General features: G+C 73.1%; 22 protein-coding genes and 1 pseudogene. 15 read left to right on the top strand and 8 right to left on the bottom strand.

The annotated features are described in order from the left end of the window. The 3 genes and pseudogenes from ACFXOZ_RS31220 to ACFXOZ_RS31210 form a co-directional block, all read left to right on the top strand. A partial coding sequence (locus ACFXOZ_RS31220; RefSeq protein ID WP_380593466.1) for an acyl-CoA dehydrogenase family protein occupies nucleotides 1-336 on the top strand: 336 nt, incomplete at its 5' end. A 168-nt stretch (nucleotides 337-504) separates the two neighbouring features. Continuing rightward, on the top strand, nucleotides 505-1371 hold the full coding sequence (locus ACFXOZ_RS31215; RefSeq protein WP_380593465.1) for an oxidoreductase: 867 nt from the start codon (nucleotides 505-507) through the stop codon (nucleotides 1369-1371). Nucleotides 1372-1431: 60 nt separating this feature from the next. Continuing rightward, nucleotides 1432-1907: pseudogene (locus tag ACFXOZ_RS31210) on the top strand (GNAT family N-acetyltransferase). Between the two features lie 34 nt (nucleotides 1908-1941). On the opposite strand, the gene ACFXOZ_RS31205 reads toward ACFXOZ_RS31210, so the two are convergent. Further along, nucleotides 1942-2538 carry an NAD(P)H-dependent oxidoreductase gene (locus ACFXOZ_RS31205; protein ID WP_375897336.1) on the bottom strand — a complete coding sequence of 199 codons (597 nt, stop codon included), beginning with the start codon at nucleotides 2536-2538 and terminating at the stop codon, nucleotides 1942-1944. A gap of 127 nt (nucleotides 2539-2665) precedes the next feature. Here ACFXOZ_RS31205 and ACFXOZ_RS31200 point away from each other — a divergent pair, with 127 nt between their 5' ends. The 3 genes from ACFXOZ_RS31200 (at nucleotide 2666) to ACFXOZ_RS31190 (ending at nucleotide 4709) form a co-directional block, all read left to right on the top strand. Further along, the gene (locus ACFXOZ_RS31200) at nucleotides 2666-3115 is read left to right on the top strand and encodes a MarR family winged helix-turn-helix transcriptional regulator (protein WP_380593464.1); all 450 of its coding nucleotides are present in this window, start codon (nucleotides 2666-2668) and stop codon (nucleotides 3113-3115) included. 122 nt (nucleotides 3116-3237) lie between these two features. After that, entirely contained in the window at nucleotides 3238-3738 is a 501-nt protein-coding gene (locus ACFXOZ_RS31195) for a peptidylprolyl isomerase (protein ID WP_375897342.1), read from the top strand. A 167-nt stretch (nucleotides 3739-3905) separates the two neighbouring features. Continuing rightward, nucleotides 3906-4709 carry an arylamine N-acetyltransferase gene (locus tag ACFXOZ_RS31190; protein ID WP_380593463.1) on the top strand — a complete coding sequence of 268 codons (804 nt, stop codon included), beginning with the start codon at nucleotides 3906-3908 and terminating at the stop codon, nucleotides 4707-4709. Nucleotides 4710-4751: 42 nt separating this feature from the next. Here ACFXOZ_RS31190 and ACFXOZ_RS31185 read toward each other — a convergent pair whose 3' ends face one another. Continuing rightward, entirely contained in the window at nucleotides 4752-6035 is a 1284-nt protein-coding gene (locus ACFXOZ_RS31185) for an LCP family protein (protein ID WP_380593462.1), read from the bottom strand. On the opposite strand from ACFXOZ_RS31185, the gene ACFXOZ_RS31180 reads away from it, so the two are divergent. The 5 genes from ACFXOZ_RS31180 (at nucleotide 6034) to ACFXOZ_RS31160 (ending at nucleotide 11863) form a co-directional block, all read left to right on the top strand. Then, on the top strand, nucleotides 6034-6291 hold the full coding sequence (locus tag ACFXOZ_RS31180) for a putative leader peptide (RefSeq protein ID WP_375895894.1): 258 nt from the start codon (nucleotides 6034-6036) through the stop codon (nucleotides 6289-6291). The two genes, ACFXOZ_RS31185 and ACFXOZ_RS31180, sit on opposite strands and share 2 nt — an antisense overlap. 48 nt (nucleotides 6292-6339) lie before the next feature. Next, nucleotides 6340-6894: an NADPH-dependent FMN reductase gene (gene ssuE, locus ACFXOZ_RS31175; RefSeq protein WP_360244294.1), complete on the top strand. Its 555-nt coding sequence runs from the start codon at nucleotides 6340-6342 to the stop codon at nucleotides 6892-6894. A 256-nt stretch (nucleotides 6895-7150) separates the two neighbouring features. Next, complete coding sequence (locus tag ACFXOZ_RS31170) at nucleotides 7151-7936, top strand: ABC transporter ATP-binding protein (RefSeq protein ID WP_350509632.1); 786 nt, start codon at nucleotides 7151-7153, stop codon at nucleotides 7934-7936. 18 nt (nucleotides 7937-7954) lie between these two features. Beyond that, nucleotides 7955-10525 (top strand): ABC transporter permease, encoded by a 2571-nt coding sequence (locus tag ACFXOZ_RS31165; protein ID WP_380593461.1) that lies wholly within the window; start codon nucleotides 7955-7957, stop codon nucleotides 10523-10525. A gap of 297 nt (nucleotides 10526-10822) precedes the next feature. Further along, the gene (locus ACFXOZ_RS31160; RefSeq protein ID WP_375895889.1) at nucleotides 10823-11863 is read left to right on the top strand and encodes a glycosyltransferase family 2 protein; all 1041 of its coding nucleotides are present in this window, start codon (nucleotides 10823-10825) and stop codon (nucleotides 11861-11863) included. A 145-nt stretch (nucleotides 11864-12008) separates the two neighbouring features. Here ACFXOZ_RS31160 and ACFXOZ_RS31155 read toward each other — a convergent pair whose 3' ends face one another. The 3 genes from ACFXOZ_RS31155 to ACFXOZ_RS31145 form a co-directional block, all read right to left on the bottom strand. Then, nucleotides 12009-13517 carry an LCP family protein gene (locus ACFXOZ_RS31155; RefSeq protein ID WP_380593460.1) on the bottom strand — a complete coding sequence of 503 codons (1509 nt, stop codon included), beginning with the start codon at nucleotides 13515-13517 and terminating at the stop codon, nucleotides 12009-12011. 149 nt (nucleotides 13518-13666) lie between these two features. Beyond that, the gene (locus ACFXOZ_RS31150; protein ID WP_380593459.1) at nucleotides 13667-14917 is read right to left on the bottom strand and encodes an LCP family protein; all 1251 of its coding nucleotides are present in this window, start codon (nucleotides 14915-14917) and stop codon (nucleotides 13667-13669) included. 35 nt (nucleotides 14918-14952) lie between these two features. After that, complete coding sequence (locus tag ACFXOZ_RS31145; protein ID WP_375895881.1) at nucleotides 14953-15744, bottom strand: TIGR03089 family protein; 792 nt, start codon at nucleotides 15742-15744, stop codon at nucleotides 14953-14955. A 104-nt stretch (nucleotides 15745-15848) separates the two neighbouring features. On the opposite strand from ACFXOZ_RS31145, the gene ACFXOZ_RS31140 reads away from it, so the two are divergent. From ACFXOZ_RS31140 to ACFXOZ_RS31125, 4 genes are read left to right on the top strand one after another with little or no spacing between them, the layout of a single operon-like run. Continuing rightward, complete coding sequence (locus ACFXOZ_RS31140) at nucleotides 15849-17015, top strand: peptidoglycan recognition protein (RefSeq protein ID WP_380593458.1); 1167 nt, start codon at nucleotides 15849-15851, stop codon at nucleotides 17013-17015. Further along, complete coding sequence (locus tag ACFXOZ_RS31135) at nucleotides 16943-17992, top strand: DNA-3-methyladenine glycosylase family protein (protein ID WP_380593457.1); 1050 nt, start codon at nucleotides 16943-16945, stop codon at nucleotides 17990-17992. The genes ACFXOZ_RS31140 and ACFXOZ_RS31135 overlap by 73 nt, the downstream gene beginning before the upstream one ends. 45 nt (nucleotides 17993-18037) lie before the next feature. Then, complete coding sequence (locus ACFXOZ_RS31130; protein WP_375895874.1) at nucleotides 18038-18310, top strand: type II toxin-antitoxin system Phd/YefM family antitoxin; 273 nt, start codon at nucleotides 18038-18040, stop codon at nucleotides 18308-18310. Then, entirely contained in the window at nucleotides 18307-18576 is a 270-nt protein-coding gene (locus ACFXOZ_RS31125; protein WP_380593456.1) for a type II toxin-antitoxin system RelE/ParE family toxin, read from the top strand. Before ACFXOZ_RS31130 ends, ACFXOZ_RS31125 begins: the two co-directional genes overlap by 4 nt. A gap of 7 nt (nucleotides 18577-18583) precedes the next feature. On the opposite strand, the gene ACFXOZ_RS31120 is transcribed toward ACFXOZ_RS31125, so the two are convergent. The 3 genes from ACFXOZ_RS31120 to ACFXOZ_RS31110 are packed head-to-tail and all read right to left on the bottom strand — an operon-like array spanning nucleotide 18584 to nucleotide 21509. Then, nucleotides 18584-19876: a coenzyme F420-0:L-glutamate ligase gene (locus ACFXOZ_RS31120; RefSeq protein ID WP_375895869.1), complete on the bottom strand. Its 1293-nt coding sequence runs from the start codon at nucleotides 19874-19876 to the stop codon at nucleotides 18584-18586. After that, on the bottom strand, nucleotides 19873-20832 hold the full coding sequence (gene cofD / locus ACFXOZ_RS31115; RefSeq protein ID WP_380593455.1) for a 2-phospho-L-lactate transferase: 960 nt from the start codon (nucleotides 20830-20832) through the stop codon (nucleotides 19873-19875). Before cofD ends, ACFXOZ_RS31120 begins: the two co-directional genes overlap by 4 nt. Nucleotides 20833-20873: 41 nt before the next feature. Next, nucleotides 20874-21509 carry a cysteine dioxygenase family protein gene (locus ACFXOZ_RS31110; protein ID WP_375895864.1) on the bottom strand — a complete coding sequence of 212 codons (636 nt, stop codon included), beginning with the start codon at nucleotides 21507-21509 and terminating at the stop codon, nucleotides 20874-20876. Nucleotides 21510-21930 lie beyond the last annotated feature (421 nt).

The raw sequence follows: 21930 nt of genomic DNA, 5'->3' as shown, positions 1-21930 counted from the left end.
AAGCAGTTCGGGAAGGCGATCGCGGAGTTCCAGGGTGTGCAGTTCATGCTGGCGGACATGGCGATGAAGCTGGAGGCCGCGCGGCAGATGACGTACGTGGCGGCGGCGAAGTCGCAGCGTGGGGACGCGGATCTGACGTTCTTCGGTGCGGCGGCGAAGTGTTTCGCGTCGGACGTGGCGATGGAGGTGACCACGGACGCGGTGCAGTTGCTGGGTGGTTACGGGTACACGCGGGACTACCCGGTGGAGCGGATGATGCGGGACGCGAAGATCACCCAGATCTACGAGGGCACCAACCAGGTCCAGCGGATCGTGATGGCCCGCAACCTGCCGTAGTCGCCAGGACCTTCGCAACGGCCCCCGACCGCCGCCGTGCGGTCGGGGGCCGTCGATCGTCCGGCTGTTCGTCCGGCATCGAACCTTCCTGGACGGGCGGGCTGCCGGATGTCATAAATGATCGTCAACTCGTTTGCCGAGCACGATCATTGCGGGAGTCCACGGATCATGAGCAGCACCCCCGAGCAGCGCACCGACGGCAAGGTCTGGCTGATCACCGGCGCCAACTCCGGCTTCGGCCAGGCCATCGCCGAGGCCGCCCTGGCGGCCGGCGACACCGTGGTCGCGGCGGCCCGCCGCCCCGAGGCGCTGGCCGAACCGGCCGCCGCCCACCCGGGCCGGCTGGTCCCGGTGCGGCTGGACGTCACCGACCAGGAGCAGATCCTCGCCGTGGTCGCCGAGACCGTGCAGCGGCACGGCCGGATCGACGTCCTGGTCAACAACGCCGGGCGCGGCGTGATCGGCGCCGTCGAGGAGACCACCGACGCCGAGCTGCGCGACCTCATGGAGCTGCACTTCTTCGGCCCGGCCGCGCTCACCCGGGCCGTACTGCCGCACATGCGGGCCCGGGGCACCGGCGCCGTGGTGCAGATGAGCAGCATGGGCGGCCGCTTCTCCTTCCCCGGCGTCGGCGCCTACTCCGCCACCAAGTTCGCCCTGGAGGGGCTCTCCGAGGCGCTGGCCCAGGAGGTGGCCGGCTTCGGGATCAAGGTGCTGGTCGTCGAGCCGGGGTCGTTCCGGACCGGCTTCGCGGGCGGCGGCGCGCTGGCCCACTCCGCCCCGATCGAGGCCTACGAGCCGCTGGTCGGCCCGGTCCGCACCGGCCTGCCGGACTCCGACGGCAAGCAGCCGGGGGACCCGGCGAAGGCCGCCGCGGCGATCCTGGCCGCGCTGGCCGCCGAGCGGACCCCGCTGCGGCTGGCGCTCGGCACCGACGCGGTGGACGCCGTCCTCGGCAACCTGGACGGTGCCCGCAAGGAGGCCGAGGCCTGGGCGGCGGTCGGCCGCGGCACGGACTTCCCGGCCGGCAGCTGACCCCGCTCGCGGGGGGAATCAGGGCGACGGCGGGCAGCCCGGCTGCCTAGGCTGCCCGCCATGCGCACCACGACCGACACGCTCGGCCTCGCCCGGCTCACCCCCGAGAACATCGACGCCGCCCTCGCCCTGCGGGTCCGGCCCGACCAGGAGGGCCTGGTCGCCCCGGTGCGAAGTCGCTGGCCGAGGCGTACGTGTACGGGGACACGGCCTGGCCCCGGCTGATCCTGGACGGCGGCCGGCCGGTCGGCTTCGTGATGGCCTTCTTCGACATCCGCTTCCACCCCGGGCGGCCGGACGACCGCCCCCGTTCCGGCCTGTGGCGCCTGCTGGTCGACGCCGGGCGGCAGGGCGGCGGCTACGGCCGGTTCGCGGTCGAGCAGGTCTGCGCGGAGATCCGCCGCCGCGGCGGCACCCGGGCGACGGTCACCTACCACCCGGGCCCGGACGGCCCGGCCGGGTTCTACGCCCGGCTGGGCTTCCGGCCCACCGGCGAGCTGAGCGGCGACCAGGACGTGGCGGAGGTGGAGCTGTAGCCGCCCCGTCCCGCCCCGCACCGTGCGGGCCGGCTCAGTCGAGCAGCGCGGCCGCCTGCTCCCGGGCCTGTCGCAGCCACTCGGCGCGCTCGGCGGCGGGGGCGCCGGTGACGGTGCGGAACACCGTCCGCCGGACGTCGGTGACGCCGACGTACGGCAGTACGCAGGCCGCCCAGATCCGCTCCAGCGGGTCGCCGAACTCCTCGCGCTCCCGGGCCTCGGGGGTGTCCGAGGTGTTCAGCACCAGGGCCCGCCCGGCGCGCAGCAGTCCGGCGGGTTCGCCGTCGGCGGTGCCGAGCTTGTAGGCGACGCCGGGGGCCAGGACCCGCTGCACCCAGCCCGCCAGGACCGCGGGCGGCATGCCCCACCAGTTGGGGTGGATCAGCACCAGGGCGTCCAGGGTGGCCACCTCGGCGCGGTGCGCGGCGAGTTGCGGGTCGGTGGCGGTCCCGGCGTCGTCGACCGTGCCGGTCTCCCCGGCGGTGAGCAGCGGTGCGAACCCGTCGGCGTACAGGTCGTGCGCCCGCACCTCGCAGCCGCGTCCGCGCAGTTCGTCCACCACGGCCTGGTACAGCGCGTGGTTGAAGCTGCCCGGCCGCGGATGTGCCAGGTAGACCCCGATCCGGTTCATGTTCCGCCCCCCTCAGGCTGGTTGGAGGCCGATGCTACTGGCCGGCCGTTGCGGTCGCGGCCTGTGGGGCGCCCGTGGACGCCCGGCACTGTGTGCACACGCACGCAACCTCGGTACGATGAACGGCATGGACCGCGCCGATCTCTCCCTGGGCCCCCTGTCGGAGCATGACCACGCCTTCTACGGCCTGGTCTGGGCCGGCACCACGCTGGCCGCCCGGGTGGACCGGGAGCTCGCCCGGGTGCACGCCCTGCCGCTGTCCTGGTTCGAGGTGATGCTCTGGCTGGCCGGGCAGCGGGAGCCGGTGGCGGCCTCCGACCTCGGTGCCAAGACCATGCTGAGCCGCAGCCAGGTCTCCCGGGTGGTCGACGCCCTGGCCGGGCGCGGGCTGGTGGCCCGGACGCCCTCGGCCTCGGACGCGCGCTCGGTGCGGATCGAGCTGACCGAGCGGGGCCGCGCGCTCTTCGCCGAGGCGGACGCCACCCGGCGGGCCGCCCTGGCCCCGGTGTTCACCGACCGGCTGGACCCGGCGGACATCGCCGCCCTGGAGACGGTCTGGCGCAAGCTCAAGGCCTGAGCCCCACCGGCGGCCGCCCGGCGCCGGCCGGCGAGCGGGACGAGCGGGATAACACGCCGCCGTGACCTCGCCCCCTACGGGGGTGGCGCGCGACGCGCGGCCGCTCGTGCCATGATCCCTGCATGGGTTCCAACGTTTTCTTCGACATCACCATCAACGACGAGCCGGCGGGCCGCATCGTCTTCAAGCTGTACGACGACGTCGTCCCGAAGACCGCGCGCAACTTCCGTGAGCTGGCCACCGGCCAGAACGGCTTCGGCTACGAGGGCTCCGGCTTCCACCGCGTGATCCCCGCCTTCATGCTGCAGGGCGGTGACTTCACCAACCACAACGGCACCGGCGGCAAGAGCATCTACGGCGAGAAGTTCGAGGACGAGAACTTCAAGATCAAGCACACCCGCCCGGGCCTGCTGTCGATGGCCAACGCCGGCCGCAACACCAACGGCTCGCAGTTCTTCATCACCACCATCGTCACCGACTGGCTGGACGGCAAGCACGTCGTCTTCGGCGAGGTCGTCGAGGGCATGGACCTGGTGAAGAAGATCGAGGGCCTCGGCTCGCAGAGCGGCCGCACCTCGGCCGTCATCAAGATCGCCAAGTCCGGCGAGGTCGAGTCCGTCTGACCGCAGCCCTCCTGGGCCCCTGACGCACGCCACCGCCCCGGAGCGGGGAGTCGGATCCGCCGATCCCCCGCTCCGGGGCGGTGGTGTCTTCCGTGGTGCCTCCCGGGGCGCGTCCTAGGCCGAAGGACCGATGCCGCACCCCTGCCGCCCGGGTGGAGAATGGGCGGGTGGATCATGAAGATGCGTACGAGGGGATGGTCCCGGCCGCGCGGACGGCCTATCTGGAGCGGATCGGGGTGCCGGATCCCGGGGAGCCGTCGGCGGCGGGTCTGGCGCGCTTGCAGGAGGCCCATCTGCGGGCCGTCCCGTTCGAGAACCTGAGCCTCCACCTCCGCGAGCCGATCGTGCTGGACCCGGCGGCGCTGGTGGCGAAGGTCGTGGACCGGCGGCGCGGCGGCTTCTGCTACGAACTCAACGGCGCCTTCGCCGAGTTGCTGACGTCGCTGGGGTACCGGGTGAGCCTGCTGGCGGCCCGGGTGTTCGACGGGGAGCGGCCCGGGCCGCCGTTCGACCACCTGGCGCTGCGGGTCGACCTGGACGAACCCTGGCTGGTCGACGTGGGGTTCGGCCGGTTCACCCGGCACCCGGTGCGGCTGGACGGGCGCGGGGACCAGAGCGACCCGCACGGTACGGCGCTGCTGCGGCCGTACGGCGACGACGGCGACCTGGACGTCCTGCTGGACGGCGTGCCGCAGTACCGGGTCGGCCGGCACCCGCACCCGCTGTCCGACTTCACCCCGACCTGCTGGTGGCACGCGACCTCGCCGAAGTCCCCGTTCGCCCGGGGGACCACCTGCTCGATGCTCGCCGCGGACGGCGGCCGCACCACCCTCAACGGCACCCGGCTGGTCCGCACCGCCCCGGACGGCACCCGCGCCGAGGAGGAACTCACCGACGCCGCCGCGCTGTCCGCGTACCGCGAGCACTTCGGCATCGTGCTCGACCGGCTGCCGGGAGCCGTCCCGGCCTGAACGCGCGCGGGGCCCGTCCGTCGGACGGGCCCCGCGCGGCGGCTACTTGAACTCGGGTACCGCGGTGTCGTTCTTGAACGCCTCGAAGACCTGCTTGGACTTGGCGGCGTCCCACTGCACCGCCGACTCGCCGGTCTTGGTGTGGTAGTCGGCGTTGCCGATCGGGACGGTCATGGTCTTGCCGCCGCCGCCGTTGACGTCCTTCATGGCGAGGAAGAGCGAGCCCAGGTCGGTCAGCCCGCAGTCGTCGTCGACGATCAGGGTGCCGAGCGCCGAGTCGACCAGCGGGTAGAAGGTGAACGGGTTGAGCACGGTGCCCGGGGAGGCGGCCTGGTGGGCGAGGGCGCCGAGGAACTTCTGCTGGTTGCGCATCCGGCCGAGGTCCTGGTCGGCCATCTGGTGGCGCTGGCGGACGAAGGCCAGGGCCTGGGTGCCGTTGAGGGTCTGGTCGCCGGCCTTGAGGTCGAGGCCGGAGTCCTTGTCCTTGATGTCCTGGTCGATGTGCATCTCGACGCCGCCGACGGAGTCGACGATGCCCGCGAACCCGGCGAAGCCGATCTCGGCGTAGTGGTCGATGCGGATGCCGGTGTTGAGTTCGACGGTCTGCACCAGGAGGCGGCCGTTGCCGGTGGCGAAGGCCGAGTTGATCTTCGAGGTGGTGGCCTTGACGGTCTTCCCGGCGCTCGTCCTGAACTCGGGGATCGGCACCCAGGAGTCGCGCGGGATGCTCATCAGCGTGTTCCCGTTGTCCCCGATGTGCAGGATCATCATCGAGTCGCTGCGCTTGCCCTCGACGTCGTGGCCGGTGTGCATGGTGTCCATCTGGGACTCGCTGAGGCCCTCGCGGCTGTCGGAGCCGACGATCAGCCAGTTGGTGCCCTTGCCGGCGGCCGGGCGGCCCGGGTAGCCGGCCAGCACGTTGTCGTGGTTGAGCTTGGAGTCCGCCCAGAACCAGGTGGACACGGAGGTCACCATGACGGCGATCAGCAGGCCGAAGACCGTCCACTTGACGATCCGCCGCCGCGGCCAGCGCCGGGACTGCGCGCCGCCCGGCCGCGCTCCGGCGGGACCACCGGGGCCGCCGGGGCCGCCGGGCCGGCCCGGTCCGCCGGGGCCGCCGGGGCCCGGCCGTCCGGGGCCGCCGGGGGCGCCCTGCGGCGGGACGCCGCCGAGCCGGTGCGGCGGTTCCGGCTGCCGGGGGGCGGGCGCGCCGGCCCCGCGCGGGTTGAGGGAGGCCGGCAGCGGTCGCTCGGACGCCGGGCCGCCGCCGTTGCCTCCGTAGGGGTTGCCTCCGCCGCCCGGGCGGCCCTCCTGCCACGTGTTCATGCCGTCGAGGATGCCCGACCCCGGTCCGGCTGACTCCCCCCGGGGTCCCTGCCAGGCCTCTTGTAGCAGTTTTGATGCACGTACCGGATCGTTCCGGCGTGAAATGCGCCCGTCACCCCCGTTCCGCTTGCTGAAACGTTCCTTGACCGGTTCGAACGCACCGTGTTTGCATTTCGACATGGATCAGAGTCGGGCACTCACGCGTCGGCGCCACGTCGACCTCCAGCGTGTGTCCGGTTCGCTCTGTCGTCGCTGAAGCGCGCCCGTCGAGACCCCCGACCCGCTTCCAGCCAGAGGTGAACCCATGGCCACCGTCCTGTCCGTTTCCGGCTCCCCGTCCGCGACCTCCCGCACCACCCGGCTGCTGCGCCACGTCGACGCGCGCCTGGTGGACCGCGGCCACCACGTCATCCCCTTCGAGGCCCGCAGCCTGCCCGCGCAGGCCCTGCTGTCCGGCGACTTCGACCACCCCGGGATCGTCGCCGTCACCGAGCTGTTCGCCCGCGCCGACGGCGTCGTCATCGGCACCCCCGTCTACAAGGCCGCCTACTCGGGCCTGCTCAAGGCCCTGCTGGACGTGCTCCCGCAGTACGCGCTGGCCGGCAAGGCCGTCCTGCCGCTGGCCACCGGCGGCTCGCCCGCGCACGTCCTCGCCGTGGACTACGCGCTGCGCCCGGTGCTCAGCTCGATGGGCGCCGGCCACATCACCCAGGGCTGGTTCGTGCTCGACCGCCACATCACCGCCGGGGAGGACGGCCGGACCCTCGTCGAGTGCGAGACCGACGCCCAACTCGTCCCCGTCGTGGAGGGGTTCGCCGACGCCCTGGAACGGCTGGCCGCGCCGGTGCTGACCGGCTGAGCCGCCGGCGGGCCCGACCCCGTACGGGGCGTCCCCGAGAAGGCCCGCGGCGCCCCCTAGGGGGAGGGGGCGCCGCACCCGTAGAACCTTGGTTGCAGCGCTTCATTCCGACGGAGGACGAGCCGACCGGGACCGGCTCCTAACGTGGTTCCTACATCCCCGCCCCACCGTGCGCGGCCCGATCCGATCGGGTCCGCCGGCCGACCGCGTCGGAAGGGTGGGGGTCGACGGGTGGGCCACTTCTTAGGAGACTCCAGTGACGACGGCAGCAGCCGTGTACGACCCCCAGCTTCCCGGCGGACCGTCCGCCGTCGCCGCCTCGGCCCGCCAGGTGACCAAGGCCTACGGTTCGGGCGAGACCAGGGTCACCGCGCTCGACGCGGTCGACGTGGACATCCAGCGCGGCCGCTTCACCGCGATCATGGGCCCCTCCGGCTCCGGCAAGTCGACCCTCATGCACTGCCTGGCCGGGCTGGACACGGTCACCAGCGGACAGATCCGGATCGGCGACACCGAGATCACCGGCCTCAAGGACAAGCAGCTGACCCGCCTGCGCCGGGACAAGATCGGCTTCATCTTCCAGGCGTTCAACCTGCTGCCGACCCTGAACGCGCTGGAGAACATCACGCTGCCGATGGACATCGCCGGCCGCAGACCCGACCAGGCCTGGCTGGACCAGGTGGTGGAGACCGTCGGCCTGGCCGGCCGGCTCAAGCACCGCCCCACCCAGCTCTCCGGCGGCCAGCAGCAGCGCGTCGCGGTGGCCCGCGCCCTGGCCGCCCGCCCCGAGATCATCTTCGGCGACGAGCCCACCGGGAACCTGGACTCCCGGGCCGGCGCCGAGGTGCTGACCTTCCTGCGCCGCTCGGTGGACGAACTGGGCCAGACCATGGTCATGGTCACCCACGACCCGGTCGCCGCCGGCTACGCGGACCGCGTGCTCTTCCTCGCCGACGGCGTGATCGTCGACGAGATGCACGCGCCGACCGCCGACTCCGTCCTCGAACGCATGCGCCGTTTCGACGGCAAGCGCACCAGCTGACGGCGGGACGACGAAACCATGCTGCTCAAGACCTCACTGCGGAGCTTCTTCGCCCACAAGGGCCGGATGGCGCTCTCGCTCATCGCCGTCGTGCTGTCGGTCGCCTTCGTCTCCGGCACCCTGGTGTTCTCCGACACCGCCACCAGCACCTTCTCCAAGCTGTTCGCCGCGACCGCCTCCGACGTCTCGGTCCAGCCGCCCAAGCCGGCCGACGACGAGGACCCGCAGGCCGGGGACAAGCCCGCCACCGTCCCGGCCGCGCTCGCCCAGCGGATCGCCGGGCTGCCCGGCGTGAAGACCGCCGTCGGCCAGGTGATGGTCGGCAACGCGATCCTGGTCAACCCGGCCACCGACAAGCTGGTCGGCCCGACCAGCGGCGCACCCACCCTGGTCGGCAACTGGACCGACACCCCGCGCAACGCGGTGAAGCTCACCTCCGGGCACGTCCCGCAGGACTCCGGCGAACTGGTGCTGGACGCGGACACCGCCAAGAAGGCCAAGCTGGCCGTCGGCGACCGGATCCGGGTCGACAACGCGGGCGGGCAGCACCCGTACACGATCGTCGGCATCGCCACCTTCACCACCACCAACCCCGGTGCGGCGCTGGCCTTCCTGGACACCCCGACCGCCCAGCAGGTGCTGCTCGGCGAGCAGGCCTACACCTCCGTCGAGGCCTACGGCGACGGCAGCCGCAGCGACGACCAGCTCAAGGCCGACGCCCTCGCCGAGGTCGGCGGCGGCTACCAGGTCAAGACCGCGACCGAGCAGAAGGACGAGAACACCAAGTCCATCGGCAGCGGCCTCGACTTCATGACGTACGCGATGCTCGGCTTCGCCGGGATCTCGCTGATCGTCGGCGGCTTCCTGATCATCAACACCTTCTCGATGCTGGTCGCCCAGCGCACCCGCGAGATCGGCCTGTTGCGCGCCATCGGCGGCAGCCGCGCCCAGGTGAACGGCTCGGTGCTGGTCGAGGCACTGATCCTGGGCGTGCTCGGCTCGACCCTCGGGGTGGCGGTCGGCCTCGGCGTCGCCGTCGGCCTGATCAAGCTGATGAACGCGATCGGCATGGACCTCAAGGCGAGCGACCTGGTGATCGGGCCCGACGTCTTCGCGGCCGGCTACGCGGTCGGCGTCCTGATCACCGTGATCGCCGCCTGGATCCCGGCCCGCCGGGCCAGCCGGATCGCCCCGATGGCCGCCCTGCGCGACCACGGCACCCCGGCCGAGGCCCGCTCCAACGTCGTCCGGACGATCCTCGGCGTGCTGCTCACCGGCGGCGGCGCCGGCCTGCTGGTGCTCGCCGGCACGGCGGAGAAGGCGGGCACCGGCGGGCAGCTCCTGGGCCTGGGCCTGCTGCTCACCCTGATCGGCTTCGTGGTGCTCGGCCCGCTGCTGGCCACCGTCGTCATCAAGGTGCTCGGCGCCCTGCTCCCGGCCCTGTTCGGGCCCTCCGGCAAGCTCGCCCAGCGCAACGCGATGCGCAACCCGCGCCGGACCGGTGCCACCGCCGCCGCGCTGATGATCGGGCTGGCGCTGGTGATCGGCTCCTCGGTGTTCAGCTCCTCGGCGGTGACGTCGGCGAGCGAGCAGATCGACAGGTCGGTGGGCGTCGACTACATCATCGGCGGCGGCCCGACGGGCGTCACCGGGGAGATGATCGACGCGGTGAAGCGGACCCCGGGCATCGACCACGTCACGACCCAGGAGAACTTCCAGAGCGCCAAGGTCCGGCTGTCCGGCGGACAGAGCGCCAGGACGGACCTCACGGCGGTGCCGGCCACGTTCTTCGGCACGGACTTCCACCCCACCGTCAGCTCCGGCACCGTCGACTCGATCGGCCGCGGCTCGCTCGGGATCGGCGAGAACTTCGCCAAGGACCACGGCCTCAAGGTCGGCGACCAGGTGACCGTCGACTACGGCAAGGGCCGCACCCAGACCCTGCCGGTGGGCGTGGTGTTCCAGAAGGGCGGACTGCTGGGCGACGGGACCTTCGTCGACCTGGACACCGCGACCAAGGCGGTCCCGGCCGCCGAGCAGCCTCCGGTCCGGACCTTCTTCGCCAAGGCCACCCCGGGCACCGACGTCGCCAAGACGCTCACCGCCCTGGAGGACGCGCTGCGGCAGTACCCGCAGCTGACCGTCAAGGACCAGGCCGGCTACAAGGAGCTCGTGCAGTCCCAGGTCAACACCCTGCTCTACCTGATCTACGGCCTGGTCGGCCTGTCGATCACCGTCGCGGTGCTCGGCGTGGTCAACACCCTGGCCCTCTCGGTGGTGGAGCGGACCCGCGAGATCGGCCTGCTGCGGGCGATCGGGCTCTCCCGCCGCCAGCTGCGCCGGATGATCCGCCTGGAGTCCGTGGTGATTGCCCTGTTCGGCGCCGTGCTCGGCACCGGGCTGGGCCTGGCCTGGGGCGTCACCGCCCAGCGGGTGCTGCGGGACCAGGGCCTCGGGACGCTCTCCGTCCCGACCACCACGGTCGTGGTGACGCTGGTCTCCTCGGTGGTGATCGGTCTGGTCGCCGCCCTCGTACCGGCCTTCCGGGCCGGACGGATGAACGTCCTCGCGGCCATCGCGACGGACTGACCCGGCGACGGGGGACGTCGGGTCACCCCACGGGGGAACGGGGGGAACCGGGGGGAACGGGGGGCGGGGGCCGGGTGCGCACGAGCACCCGGCCCCCGCGCCGTGCCGTCCGCCCGTCGTTCACCGGGGCCGCCGAACCCACCCCGAACCTGCACGGTTCCCCCGCCGATTCGGGCCCGGGCGCCCGGGGCGGTACGGTGATCCCGATCACGGCACCGGTGTCGCCCTCCAGGGGTCCCGGGAGCCGCCGGACCGGGACAAGACGGATATGCGTCGACACCGGTACGGTTGGCCCCGATGAACACCAAGGCTGCTGAGGAGCTGCCGGCTGTTTCCGTGATCATGCCGGTGCTCAACGAGGAACGACACCTGCGCACGGCGGTCCGGCGCATCCTGGACCAGGATTACCCCGGACCGATGGAAGTGGTGATCGCCCTCGGTCCCTCCACCGACCGCACCGCCGAGATCGCGGCCGAGCTGGTGGCCGAGGATCCGCGGGTGCGTACGGTGGAGAACCCCACCGGCCGCACTCCCGCGGGGCTGAACGCCGCGATCCGGGGCTCGCAGTACCCGATAGTCGTACGGGTGGACGGCCACGGGCTGCTCACGCCCGGCTACATCGCCACCGCGGTCCGGCTGCTCGGCGAGATGGACGCCGCCAACGTCGGCGGCATCATGCACGCCGAGGGCGAGACCGAGTGGGAGAACGCGGTCGCGGCCGCGATGACCTCCAAGATCGGTGTCGGCAACGCGGCCTTCCACACCGGCGGCCTGGCCGGCCCGGCGGACACCGTCTACCTCGGGGTGTTCCGGCGCGAGGTACTGGAGCGACTCGGCGGCTACAACGAGGAGTTCATCCGCGCCCAGGACTGGGAGCTGAACTACCGGATCCGCCAGGACGGCGGGCTGGTCTGGTTCACCCCGCAGTTGAAGGTGACGTACCGGCCGCGGCCGTCCGTCAAGGCGCTGGCCAAGCAGTACAAGGACTACGGCCGGTGGCGCCGGGTGGTCACCCGCTACCACCGGGGCTCGGTCAACCTGCGCTACCTGGCCCCGCCGAGCGCGCTGCTCGCGGTGCTGCTCGGCCTGGTGCTGGGCGCCGCCGTCCACCCGGCCTTCCTCGCGGTGCCCGGCGTCTACCTGCTGGGCATCCTCGGCGGCGCCGCGGTCGAGGGCCGCGGCCTGTCGTTCCGGGCCAGGGCGCTGCTGCCGGTGGCGCTCGCGACCATGCATCTGAGCTGGGGCTTCGGCTTCATCACCTCACCCCGCTCGCTGGCCCGCCGGGTGATAAGGAGCGTCGGCCCGTCCTCGAAGGACGTGCTCTCCCGGGCGCGTTGACGCCCGGACCGGCTACCGTCGGCCCGCACGGGGACAGTTGAGGACGGTGCGGCCCCGCTCGACCCGGCCGGTCCGGGGGCTCCGGACCGGCCCCCGGACCGGCGAGCGGTACCGCGGGACGGACCGAACCCTCGGCCCCGGGCGGCTACTTGGCGCAGACGTCCTCGTCGTCCGCCTGCACCCGCTGGAGGTCCTTCGGGGCCTCGGTCGCCTGCTGCGCGGGAGCCGCCAGGGCGTCCTTGCCGAGGACCACCAGCAGCGGGTCCTTCGGGCCCGCCTTCGGGTTGGGCTTCACGGCGTCGGCGGGCAGCCCGAGGGCGGCGGCCAGCGCCGCGGCCTCGGCCTCCTGGCCGGCCGGGTGGGAAACCGTGCTGGTCGCGGCCGGGGGAGCGTCGGAGCCGACCGCGGCCTTGGCGAAGCCCTTGCCCTTGAGCTTCTCCACCGTGGGCCCGGACTGTCCGCGGGTCCCGCTGCCGTTGCGCACCGTCACCTGGACGCCCTTGGTGTCCACCGCCGGGGCAGCGCTGCTCGGCGCGGCCGGGGCCGCCGGGGCCGAGGCGTCCGGGGCCGCGGCCGGAGCGGCCGTCTCGGTCAGCGAGCGGTCGCCCGCGATCATCGAGAACACCTGTCCGGCGTCCGGCTGGTGCAGGACCAGCCGGTCCTTGTTGCCGGGGTCGTCCAGCACCGGGACGGTGGTGAAGGTGATGTTCTTGGTGTCCACCTTGCTGATGTCCTGGGCCAGGTTCTTGAGCTTGTCGACGCTGCCGATGCCGGAGTCCACGGTGAGCGCCTTGGTGGCGGCGTCCGCGAGCTGGTAGAGCTTGCCCGGGCTGGTCAGGGTGTCGTCGCTCTTGATCTTGCGGATCATCGCGCTGATGAACTGCTGCTGGAGCGGGATCCGGGTGAGGTCGCCGCCGAAGCCGACCGCGTGCCGGGTGCGGACGAAGGCCAGCGCCTCCTCGCCCTGGACGACGTGGCGGCCCTTGGACATCTTGAGGTGCGAGTCCTTGTCGTCGATGTCCTTGGCCGCGCAGACCTCCACCCCGCCGACGGCGGTGGAGAGGGTCTTCACCGCCTCGAAGTTGACCTGCACGAAGTGGTCGACCCGGATGCCGGTCAGCTTCTCCACGGTCTTCCAGGTGCAGCCCGCGTCGCGCCCGTCCTGGCCGAGGCTGTTGTTGAACATGTCCCGCGCGACGCCCGGGATCTTCTTGCCCTTGTCGTCCTGGCACTCCGGTATCGGCACCATCAGGTCGCGCGGGATGCTGACCACGGTCGCGTTGGAGCGGTCCTTGGAGACGTGGAACAGCAGGGTGGTGTCGGCGTGCCCGGTGCTGCCCGCGTCGCCGTACTCGCGGCCGAGGCCCTGGCGGCTGTCGGTGCCGATCACCAGGATGTTCAGCGCGTCCCCGGCGGCCTTGGGCCGCTCCTCCTCGTTGCCCAGCTGGACCTTGACCGAGGTCAGGTTGCTGTTGAAGTGCTGGTACAGGTAGTAGGCCCCGCCGCAGCCCGCGACCATCACCAGGGCGCCCGTCCCCGCCGTCCACTTGAGCACCCGGCGGCGCCGCTGCCGCTTGGCGGCCGCGGCCAGACGCTTGGCCTCCCGCCGGCTCCCCCCGCTGAACCGACCGGTGTTCGTTTCGTCCTGCTGCACGGGGGTCCCCTACGTCCGGCCGGTCACGGAGGCCGACCCGTCGGGCGACGGGTCGATCCGGACACACTAGACGAGCCGAACGGGGGAATTGTTCCGAGTGTGATCTCAGTCATGTTTGAGCAATGAAAAAGCAAAGCCGGACGTCGAGTTCAGTGCTGGGCGCAGGCGTCCACGTCGGCGGTGCGTCCCTCGAAGGTGGGCGAGGCGCCCGCCGAGGGTGACGCCGTGGCCCCGTCGGATCCGGCTCCCGCTCCGGCTCCCGCTCCGGTGCCCGCCCCGGCTCCGGTCCCCGCGTCCGGCGAGGGCGCCGAACCGGGCGGCCGCAGGGCCAGCGGCCGGTCCGCCCGCAGCGCGTCGAACAGCTGGGTGGTCTGCGGCTGGACGAACTCGTCCCGGTCCGAGTCGTAGCGGTACGGGCGGCGCGGCGCCGTCAGGAACACCACGTCCGGGGAGGGGACGTCGCGCAGGTCCTGGGTGAGGTCGTACAGCGCGCCGAGCGAGGACAGGCCGCCGTCCGCCTTCACCGAGGAGGTGGCCGCGTCCAGCACCGGCCACAGCTTGGCCGGGTTCAGCAGCACCCCCTGCGACTGCACCTTGCGGATCAGCGAGGCCAGGAACTGCTGCTGGCGGCCCATCCGCTGGGTGTCGCTGCCGTCGCCCAGGCTCTCCCGGGCCCGGACGTAGCCGAGCGCCTGCTCGCCGTGCAGCAGCTGACGGCCGGCCGGGAGGTCGAGCTTGGCGTCCTTGTCGTGGATCGGCTGCGGCACGCACACCTCGACCCCGCCGATCGCGTCCACCATCGTCTTGAAGCCGCTGAAGTCGAGGATCACGTAGTGGTCGATCCGGATGCCGCTCAACTGCTCGACGGTGCGGATCGAGCAGGCCGGACCGCCCAGCTCGAACGCCCAGTTGAACTGCATCGTCCCCGCCTTGCTGCGGCTGCCGTCCGGCTTCTCGCAGGAGGGCACGGTGACCATCACGTCGCGCGGGACGGAGACCGCCGTCGCGTGCTTCCGGTCGGCGGCCAGGTGCAGCAGGATCGTGGTGTCCGAGCGCTGGGTCCCGGCCTCGCCGCCGTAGGAGGAGTTCGCCCCGGAGCGGTCGTCACTGCCGATCAGCAGGATGTTCTCGGCGCCCTTGGCCCCCGCGGCCCGGCTCGGGCGCTCGGCCTCCAGCTTGGCGAGCAGCCGGTCGGTGGCCGAGTCCGTCCTGATGTTGCCGTCCAGCTTGCGGTAGGCGATCCAGAGCAGCACGCCGGTGGCGACCAGCAGGAACGCGACGGCGCCGGCGGTGATCATCAGCCACCGCCGGCGCCTTCGCGGGCGTCCCGGTCCGCTCGGGGGAGCGTGCTCCGGGGGAGTCTGGTCGGTCGGGGGGTGCTCGGTGTCGTCCTCGGCCATGGCAGGGATCCCTACCCGCCGGGACCGTCCCGGGGTCAGCCGAGGCGCACAGTCACCCGTTCGGATTCGGAGCGCTTCTCCCACTGCCCGGCGTCCAGGCCCTCGGAGTTGCGGCACAGCACCACCGAGGCGCCGACCGCCAGCGGGGCCAGCAGGCCGGCCTCCAGGCCCGCCCAGTCGTCGAAGGAGAGGGTGGACATCACCCGGTCCCCGGGCTTGAGGCCGATCCGAGCGGCGCCCTCCCGGGCCAGCGCGACGGTCTGCTCACCGGTCAGTTTCAGCGGCAGCCCGTCCACCGAGGTCTCCAGCGCCTGCCCGTCCGGGGCGACGGGGGAGTACGGCGCGAAGCGGTCGCCCTGGCCGGGCACCTCCGCGGCGTAGTCGAGGAAGCCGTCCGGGCGGTGCGGGAAGCGGCCGCCGAGCGGGCGCAGGGCGAGCGCGACCCGCTCGCCCCCGCAGGCCTGGGCGGCCTCCAGGCCGTCCGGACCGCTCACCACCAGGTCGGCGTCGGCCGGGTCGCCGGCCGGCACCGCGGTCACACCGACGGACCAGCAGGCCAGCAGCCAGACGGCGCTCTGCCAGTGGGCGGGCAGCAGCAGCGCGGCGCGGTCGTCCGGACCGGCGTTCAGCTCGTCCTGGAGGAGGTTGGCGGTCTTGGCGACCCAGTTGTCGAAGGTCCGGGCGGACAGCTCCACCCGTTCGCCGGTGGCGTCGTCGTAGAAAGTGACCAGCGGGGCCGCGGGATCGACCGAAGGGGTGCCGCCGCGCAGGTATGCGTGCAGCAGCTCGACGGGGGTGCGGGCATCGGCAGCGAATGGCGCAGTCATGGTGCGCCCCAGCCTACGGCCTTCGGGTGGCAGGCCGGGAGGGGCGGCCGAGCGGGCGCGGGGCGGCGTGGCGGGCCGTCCGGTTTGCGGCGACGATCCCCTTTATGCGCCTTTCCCACCAGGCCGCGCGCCTTTCCACCAAGGCCGCGCGCCTCCCCTTCCCGGCCGCGCTGCTCGCCGGCTGCACCGCCGCCCTGCTGCTCCAGCCCGCTCCCGCCGCCACCGCCGTGCCCCTTGCCCCCGGCGGCGAGCACCGTGACTTCCCCGGCGGCGGCCGGACCGTCTCGCTCCGGCTCCCCGCCGGGCACGGGCTCCCGCCGAGCACGACCGGACCCTTCGAACTCCTCGGCATCGGCTGGGACGGACCGGCGGGAGCGCTGGACGGCGGGAGCCTCCGGGTCCGCACCCGGGACGCGGCCACCGGCCGCTGGAGCGACTGGCACACCCTGGAGACCGACACCGACGACGGCCCCGACCGCGCCCCGCACGGCGCCACCGCCCCGCTGTGGACCGGCCGCAGCGACGGCGTCGCCGTCGAGTTCCGGCCCGGCCCGGCCGGACCGCCGCCCGGACTGCGGCTCGACCTCGTCGACCCCGGCGCCGGCGCACCCGCCCCGGCCGCCACCCGGACGGTGCCCGCGGCACCCGCCGCCGAGGACGGCCACCAGGCGCCCCGCCCGGCGATCGTCACCCGGGCCGGCTGGGGCGCCGACGAGTCCCTGCGCGACCCGGGCTCCGAGTACACCGGCCCGGTCCGCGAGGTCTTCGTCCACCACACCGCGACCGCCACCGACTACGCCTGCTCCGACGCCCCCCGGGTGATCAGGGGCATCTACCAGTACCACGTCAAGACCAGCGGCTGGCGGGACATCGGCTACAACTTCCTGGTCGACCGCTGCGGCACCGTCTACGAGGGCCGGGCCGGCGGCGTCGACCGGCCCGTCCACGGCGCCCACACCCTCGGCTTCAACACCGACTCCTCCGGCGTCGCCGCGATCGGCACCTACGTCGACGCCACCCCGCCCCAACCCCTCCTCGACGGCCTCGCCGCGATCGCCGCCTGGAAGCTCGGCCTCACCGGCCGGCCCGCCGACGGCCGCACCGGACTCACCTCCTCGTCCGACGCCAGCCGCTACCCCAAGGGCACCGTCGTCGACTTCGACGCCGTCTCCGGCCACCGCGACGCCTTCAACACCGAATGCCCCGGCAAGGCCCTCTACGCCCGGCTCCCCGAACTCCGCACAGCCGCGGCCCGACTCCGGACTCCCTAGCCCTCACCCTCCCCACGTATCGTTCAGGGCCTCAGGCACCCCAGGAGGCGACGGCAGTGACGGGCGGCGAAGCGGTACGGCACTGGCGGCCGGGCTTCCCGCTCGACCCCGTCCGCACCCTGCTGCCGCTGCGCCGGGGCCCCGCCGACCCCTCGTACCGCACCACCGGCGACGGTGCCGTCTGGCGCGCCTCCCGCACCCCGGCCGGCGTCGGCACCCTGCGGGTGCTGCCGCGCCCCGGTGCGGGCGAGGTGGAGGCGACCGCCTGGGGGCCGGGCGCCCAGTGGCTGCTCGACCGGCTGCCCACCCTGCTCGGCGCCGAGGACCACCCGGAGGCGCTGGTGCTGCCCCCCGGCCCGCTCCGGGACGCCCAGCGCCGCACCCTCGGGGTGCGGCTCACCCGGACCGGCCTGGTCCTGGAGTCCCTCGTCCCCGCGATCCTGGAACAGAAGGTCACCACCGACGAGGCCTACCGCGCCTGGCGCACCCTGCTCCGCGACTTCGGCACCCCGGCCCCGGGCCCGGCCGAGGGCATGCGGGTGGCCCCGTCGGCCCGCGATTGGGCGATGGTCCCGAGCTGGGAGTGGCACCGGGCCGGCGTCGACCCCGGACGCTCGGCCACGATCCAGCGCGCGGTCCGGCTGGCACCCCGCCTGGAAGAGGCCTCCGCGATGGCCCACGAGGAGTCCTTCGCCCGCCTGACGGCCGTCCCGGGCATCGGCACCTGGACCGCCGCCGAAACCCTCCAGCGCAGCAACGGCGACCCGGACGCGGTCTCGGTCGGCGACTTCCACCTCCCCAACCTGGTCGGCTGGGCCCTGGCCGGCCGCCCCCGCAGCGACGACACCCAGATGCTCGCCCTACTGGAGCCCTACCGCCCCCACCGCCACCGCCTCTGCCGCCTCCTCACCGCCACCACCCCCCACGCCCCCCGCTACGGCCCCAGACTCACCCCCAACGACCACCGCAACCGCTGACCGGAGAACGCCGCTCTGCGTACACGCGGTGTGTACGCTGGAAGCATGGCTGATGAACTGAACATCCGTGAGGCCCGGGCCCACCTCGCCGAGGTGCTGAGCCGGGCCGAGGCCGGTGAGATCACCGTCATCACCCGCAAGGGCGAGCGTGTCGGCGCGGTCGTGCCGATCGAGATCCTCGATGCCATAGAGGACGCGGAGGACGAGCTCCTCGCCCGTGAGGCGGAGAAACACCGGAACGAACCCACGGTGAGCATGGCCGAACTTCTGGCAGACCTTTTCGGAGAGCCGCCGAGCAGTGCCGGGAGCGCCGCGTGAAGTACGCGTTCCGCTTCACCGCGAGCGCTCGGCGGCAACTGCGCGACATCAGCCAGGTCGATGCCATGCAGATCCTCGCCGCGCTCACCAGACTCGGGGACGACCCGTACGCCGACGGCCCGGACGTGAAGAAGCTGACCGGACACACGGGTCTCTACCGGCTCCGGGTCGGCATGTACCGGGTGGCGTACGAGATCCACGACGACGTGCTGGTGATCGTCGTCGTGAAGGTGGGCAACCGCCGCGAGATCTACCGGGGCCTCTGAGAGATCCCTACCGCACCGCGACGAAGGCGTCGGCGCTCCGTTCGGGGCGGACCCGCGGCGCCTCCGCCGGGCGTCCCACGGCGACGGCCCCCATCGGGTCCCATCCCTCCGGCAGGTCCAACGCACCCCGGACGGTGTCACGGCAGAACATCGTGGAGGAGACCCAGGCGGTGCCGTACCCCTCGCCGGTGAGCGCGACCAGCAGGTTCTGCACGGCGGCGCCCAGGGCCACCGTGAACATCTCCCGTTCGGCCGCGGCCCGCCGCGGGTCCGGGTAGTCGTGCGACCCGTCCATCACCAGGCACGGCACCACCAGGTACGGCGCGTCGCGCAGCACGTTCCCGCGGGCGGTGCGGCGGGCGATCCGGGCCTCGTCCCAGCCGTCGAGTTCACGGAGGTCGCGCTGCCAGGCGCCGAGCATCGCGTCCAGCAGCCGGACCCGGGTCTCGGCGGACTCCAGCAGGACGAACCGCCAGGGCGTGGTGTGGTGCGGGGCGGGCGCGGTGACGGCGGCGGCCACCGCGCGCCGGACGGCGGCCGGGTCGACCGGGTCGGCGGTGAAGGAGCGGACGGTGCGCCGCAGGGTGACGGCCTGGCGCAGCGCCTCGGAGGTGCCGAGCCGGAACATGTCGTCCGCGGCGGGTCGCACCAGCGGCCGGGTGCCGGCGCCGTCCTCGGCGGTGACCAGGTGGCCGAGCCCGCGCACGACGGCGACCGGGACGCCGGTGGCCTTGCCCTTGACGAGGTCGCCGGCGGCCGCGAGTTCGTCGGCGGTCGCGGTGACGGTGAGCACCAGTTCGTTGCCGTGGCTGTCGGTGCGCCCCCGGTGGTCCTCCAGGACGGACAGTCCGGCGGCGCCGATCGCGACGTCGGTGAGCCCGTTGCGCCAGGGCCGGCCGAAGGTGTCGGTGACGACGACGGCGATCCGGTGGCCGGTGAGCTGCTGGAGCCGGGCGCGCAGCGCGCGGGCCGAGGCGTCCGGGTCCTCGGGCAGCAGCAGCACGGTGCCGGGGGCGGTGTTGGAGGCGTCGACCCCGGCGGCGGCCATGACGAAGCCGTTGCGGTTCTCGACGATCCGGGCCGGTCCGCGCCGGGCGACGACCCGGACGGTCTCGGCGTCGACCGCGGCGTCCCGGTCGGTGGCGTGCAGCAGCCGGCCCTCGGCCTTGCTGACGATCTTCGAGGTGACCAGCAGGATGTCGCCGTCGCGGTACGTCCCGGCCTTGGCGATCAGCCCGGCGAGGTCGGCCCCGGCCTCGACCTCGGGGATGCCCTGGACCGGAAGGATCTCGATGGTCACGTGCGGACCCGCTCGGCCAGGGCCAGCGCCGCGCGGGCCATCTCGGCGGTGGCCTCGACGTCGGTCATCAGCAGCGGGACGGCCCGGCAGGCGATCCCGGCGGCTTCGACGGCCGGGACGGCCTGCTCGTCCGCGGTGTCCACCAGCCAGCCGTCGATGAGGCCGGCGCCGTAGTTCAGCGCGACCGCCTCGGCGGTGGCCTCGACGCCGACGGCGGCGAGCACCTTGTCGGCCATGCCCCGCACCGGCGCCCCGCCGATGATCGGGGAGAGTCCGACCACCGGCGCCGGGGCGGCGGCGACGGCGTCCCGGATGCCGGGGACGGCGAGGATGGTGCCGATCGAGACGACCGGGTTGGACGGCGGGAAGAGGATGACGTCGGCCTCGGCGAGGGCCTCCAGCACGCCGGGCGCGGGCTTGGCGGTGTCCGCGCCGACCGGGATGATCGCCTCGGCGTCGGCGGCGGCGTGCAGCCGGACCCAGTACTCCTGGAAGTGGACGGCCCGGGTGCCCTGTTCGTCGGTGATCCGCACGTGGGTCTCGACCCGGTCGTCGCTCATCGGCAGGAGTCGCACGCCGGGCTTCCAGCGCACGCACAGCGCCTCGGTGACCTGGCTGAGGCTGTACCCGGCGGTGAGCATCTGGCTGCGCACGAGGTGGGTGGCGAAGTCGCGGTCGCCGAGCCCGAACCACTCGGGGCCGACGCCGTACTCCTTCATCTCGGCCTTGATCGACCAGGTCTCGTCGGCCCGGCCCCAGCCCTGTTCCTCGTGGATGCCGCCGCCGAGGGTGTACATCACGGTGTCGAGGTCGGGGCAGACCTTGAGCCCGTAGAGGTGGATGTCGTCGCCGGTGTTGCCGATGACGGTGATCTCGTCCTGCGGTCCGACCGCCGCGAGGAGTCCGCGCAGGAAGCGCGCCCCGCCGATCCCGCCTGCCAGTGCCACGATGCGCATGGGGTCATCCTGCCACGGTCGGACTCTTCGTCAGGCCTCGGTCAACGCCGCTCGGACTCCGCCGCGTGCGCGTGCTGCTCGGGGACGGCGGTGGCGGTGCCGTACTGGTTCATCGCGGTCAGGCCCGGGGTGTAGAGGTGGATGGAGACAGCGGGTTCGAGCGCGCCGTTGACCACCTCGTGCAGGTAGCCGGAGGAGAACACCCGCTGCCCGCCGGGGCGCAGGGTGCGGGCCCCTTCGCCGGCGTGGGTGAGCGAGCGTTCGGTCAGCTCGCCCTGGACGACGGTCATCACGCCGGAGGACTCGCCGTGGTCGTGGAAGCCGCTGCTCTGGCCGGGCAGCCAGCTGAGCAGCCAGACCTCGTAGCCGGGGCCGGTCTCCAGGCGGGCGTACCAGCGGGTGAGCGCGTCGTAGCGGACCAGCGGTTCCCAGCGGGTGCGGTCGGCGGCGATCTCGCGGACCAGCCGGGCGTACCCGGCGACGGTGGTGGGGTGGCCGGGCAGGTCGGTGCGGGCGAGGTGCGGGAAGGCGAGCGGGTCGCCGGCGATGGAGACGTCGCTGAGGCCGTCGGCCCAGCGGTGCCGGTCGCCGTGGCGGGGTGCGTGGGCGGCGGCGAGGCCGCGGCGGGCGTGCTTGTTGCGGTCGCGGTTCCGCTTGCGGATGCGGATCATGCGCACGGGAGTCGTCCTCGGATGGCTCGGCTGGTTCGGGGATCAGCCGGATCCGGGATGTCCTGGGGCGGGATTCGCGGGCGGCCTCTGTGCTTCCTGGGCGGCGCGCGGTGGGACGCGGGCGCCTAGATACAGCAGGAACAGAGGCGACAACAGGAGTTCACGGCACGGCGGAGCGTGGAACCGCTCCGGGGGCTGGCGAACTCTGACATGGAGGAAAGGAGACCGCATCCGCAGGGGCGGTGTCAAACCGAAGGATGCGGCATTCGAGTGGGTTAGGTCCGGATCTTTCCTGGATGGGGTGATTCATCACTCTCTATGTTTCGATGGGAAGATCGCCGGGAAGGGAGGCCGATGACCGGCCTGTCACGATGACCGAGCGTCATTCCGCGAGTGATTGCGGGCGTTTCGGCGTCGCCGGGGCTTT

The organism is Kitasatospora sp. NPDC059160 (assembly GCF_042755465.1).
Lineage (GTDB): Bacteria > Actinomycetota > Actinomycetes > Streptomycetales > Streptomycetaceae > Kitasatospora.
This window is presented reverse-complemented; position numbering and strand designations above follow the sequence as displayed.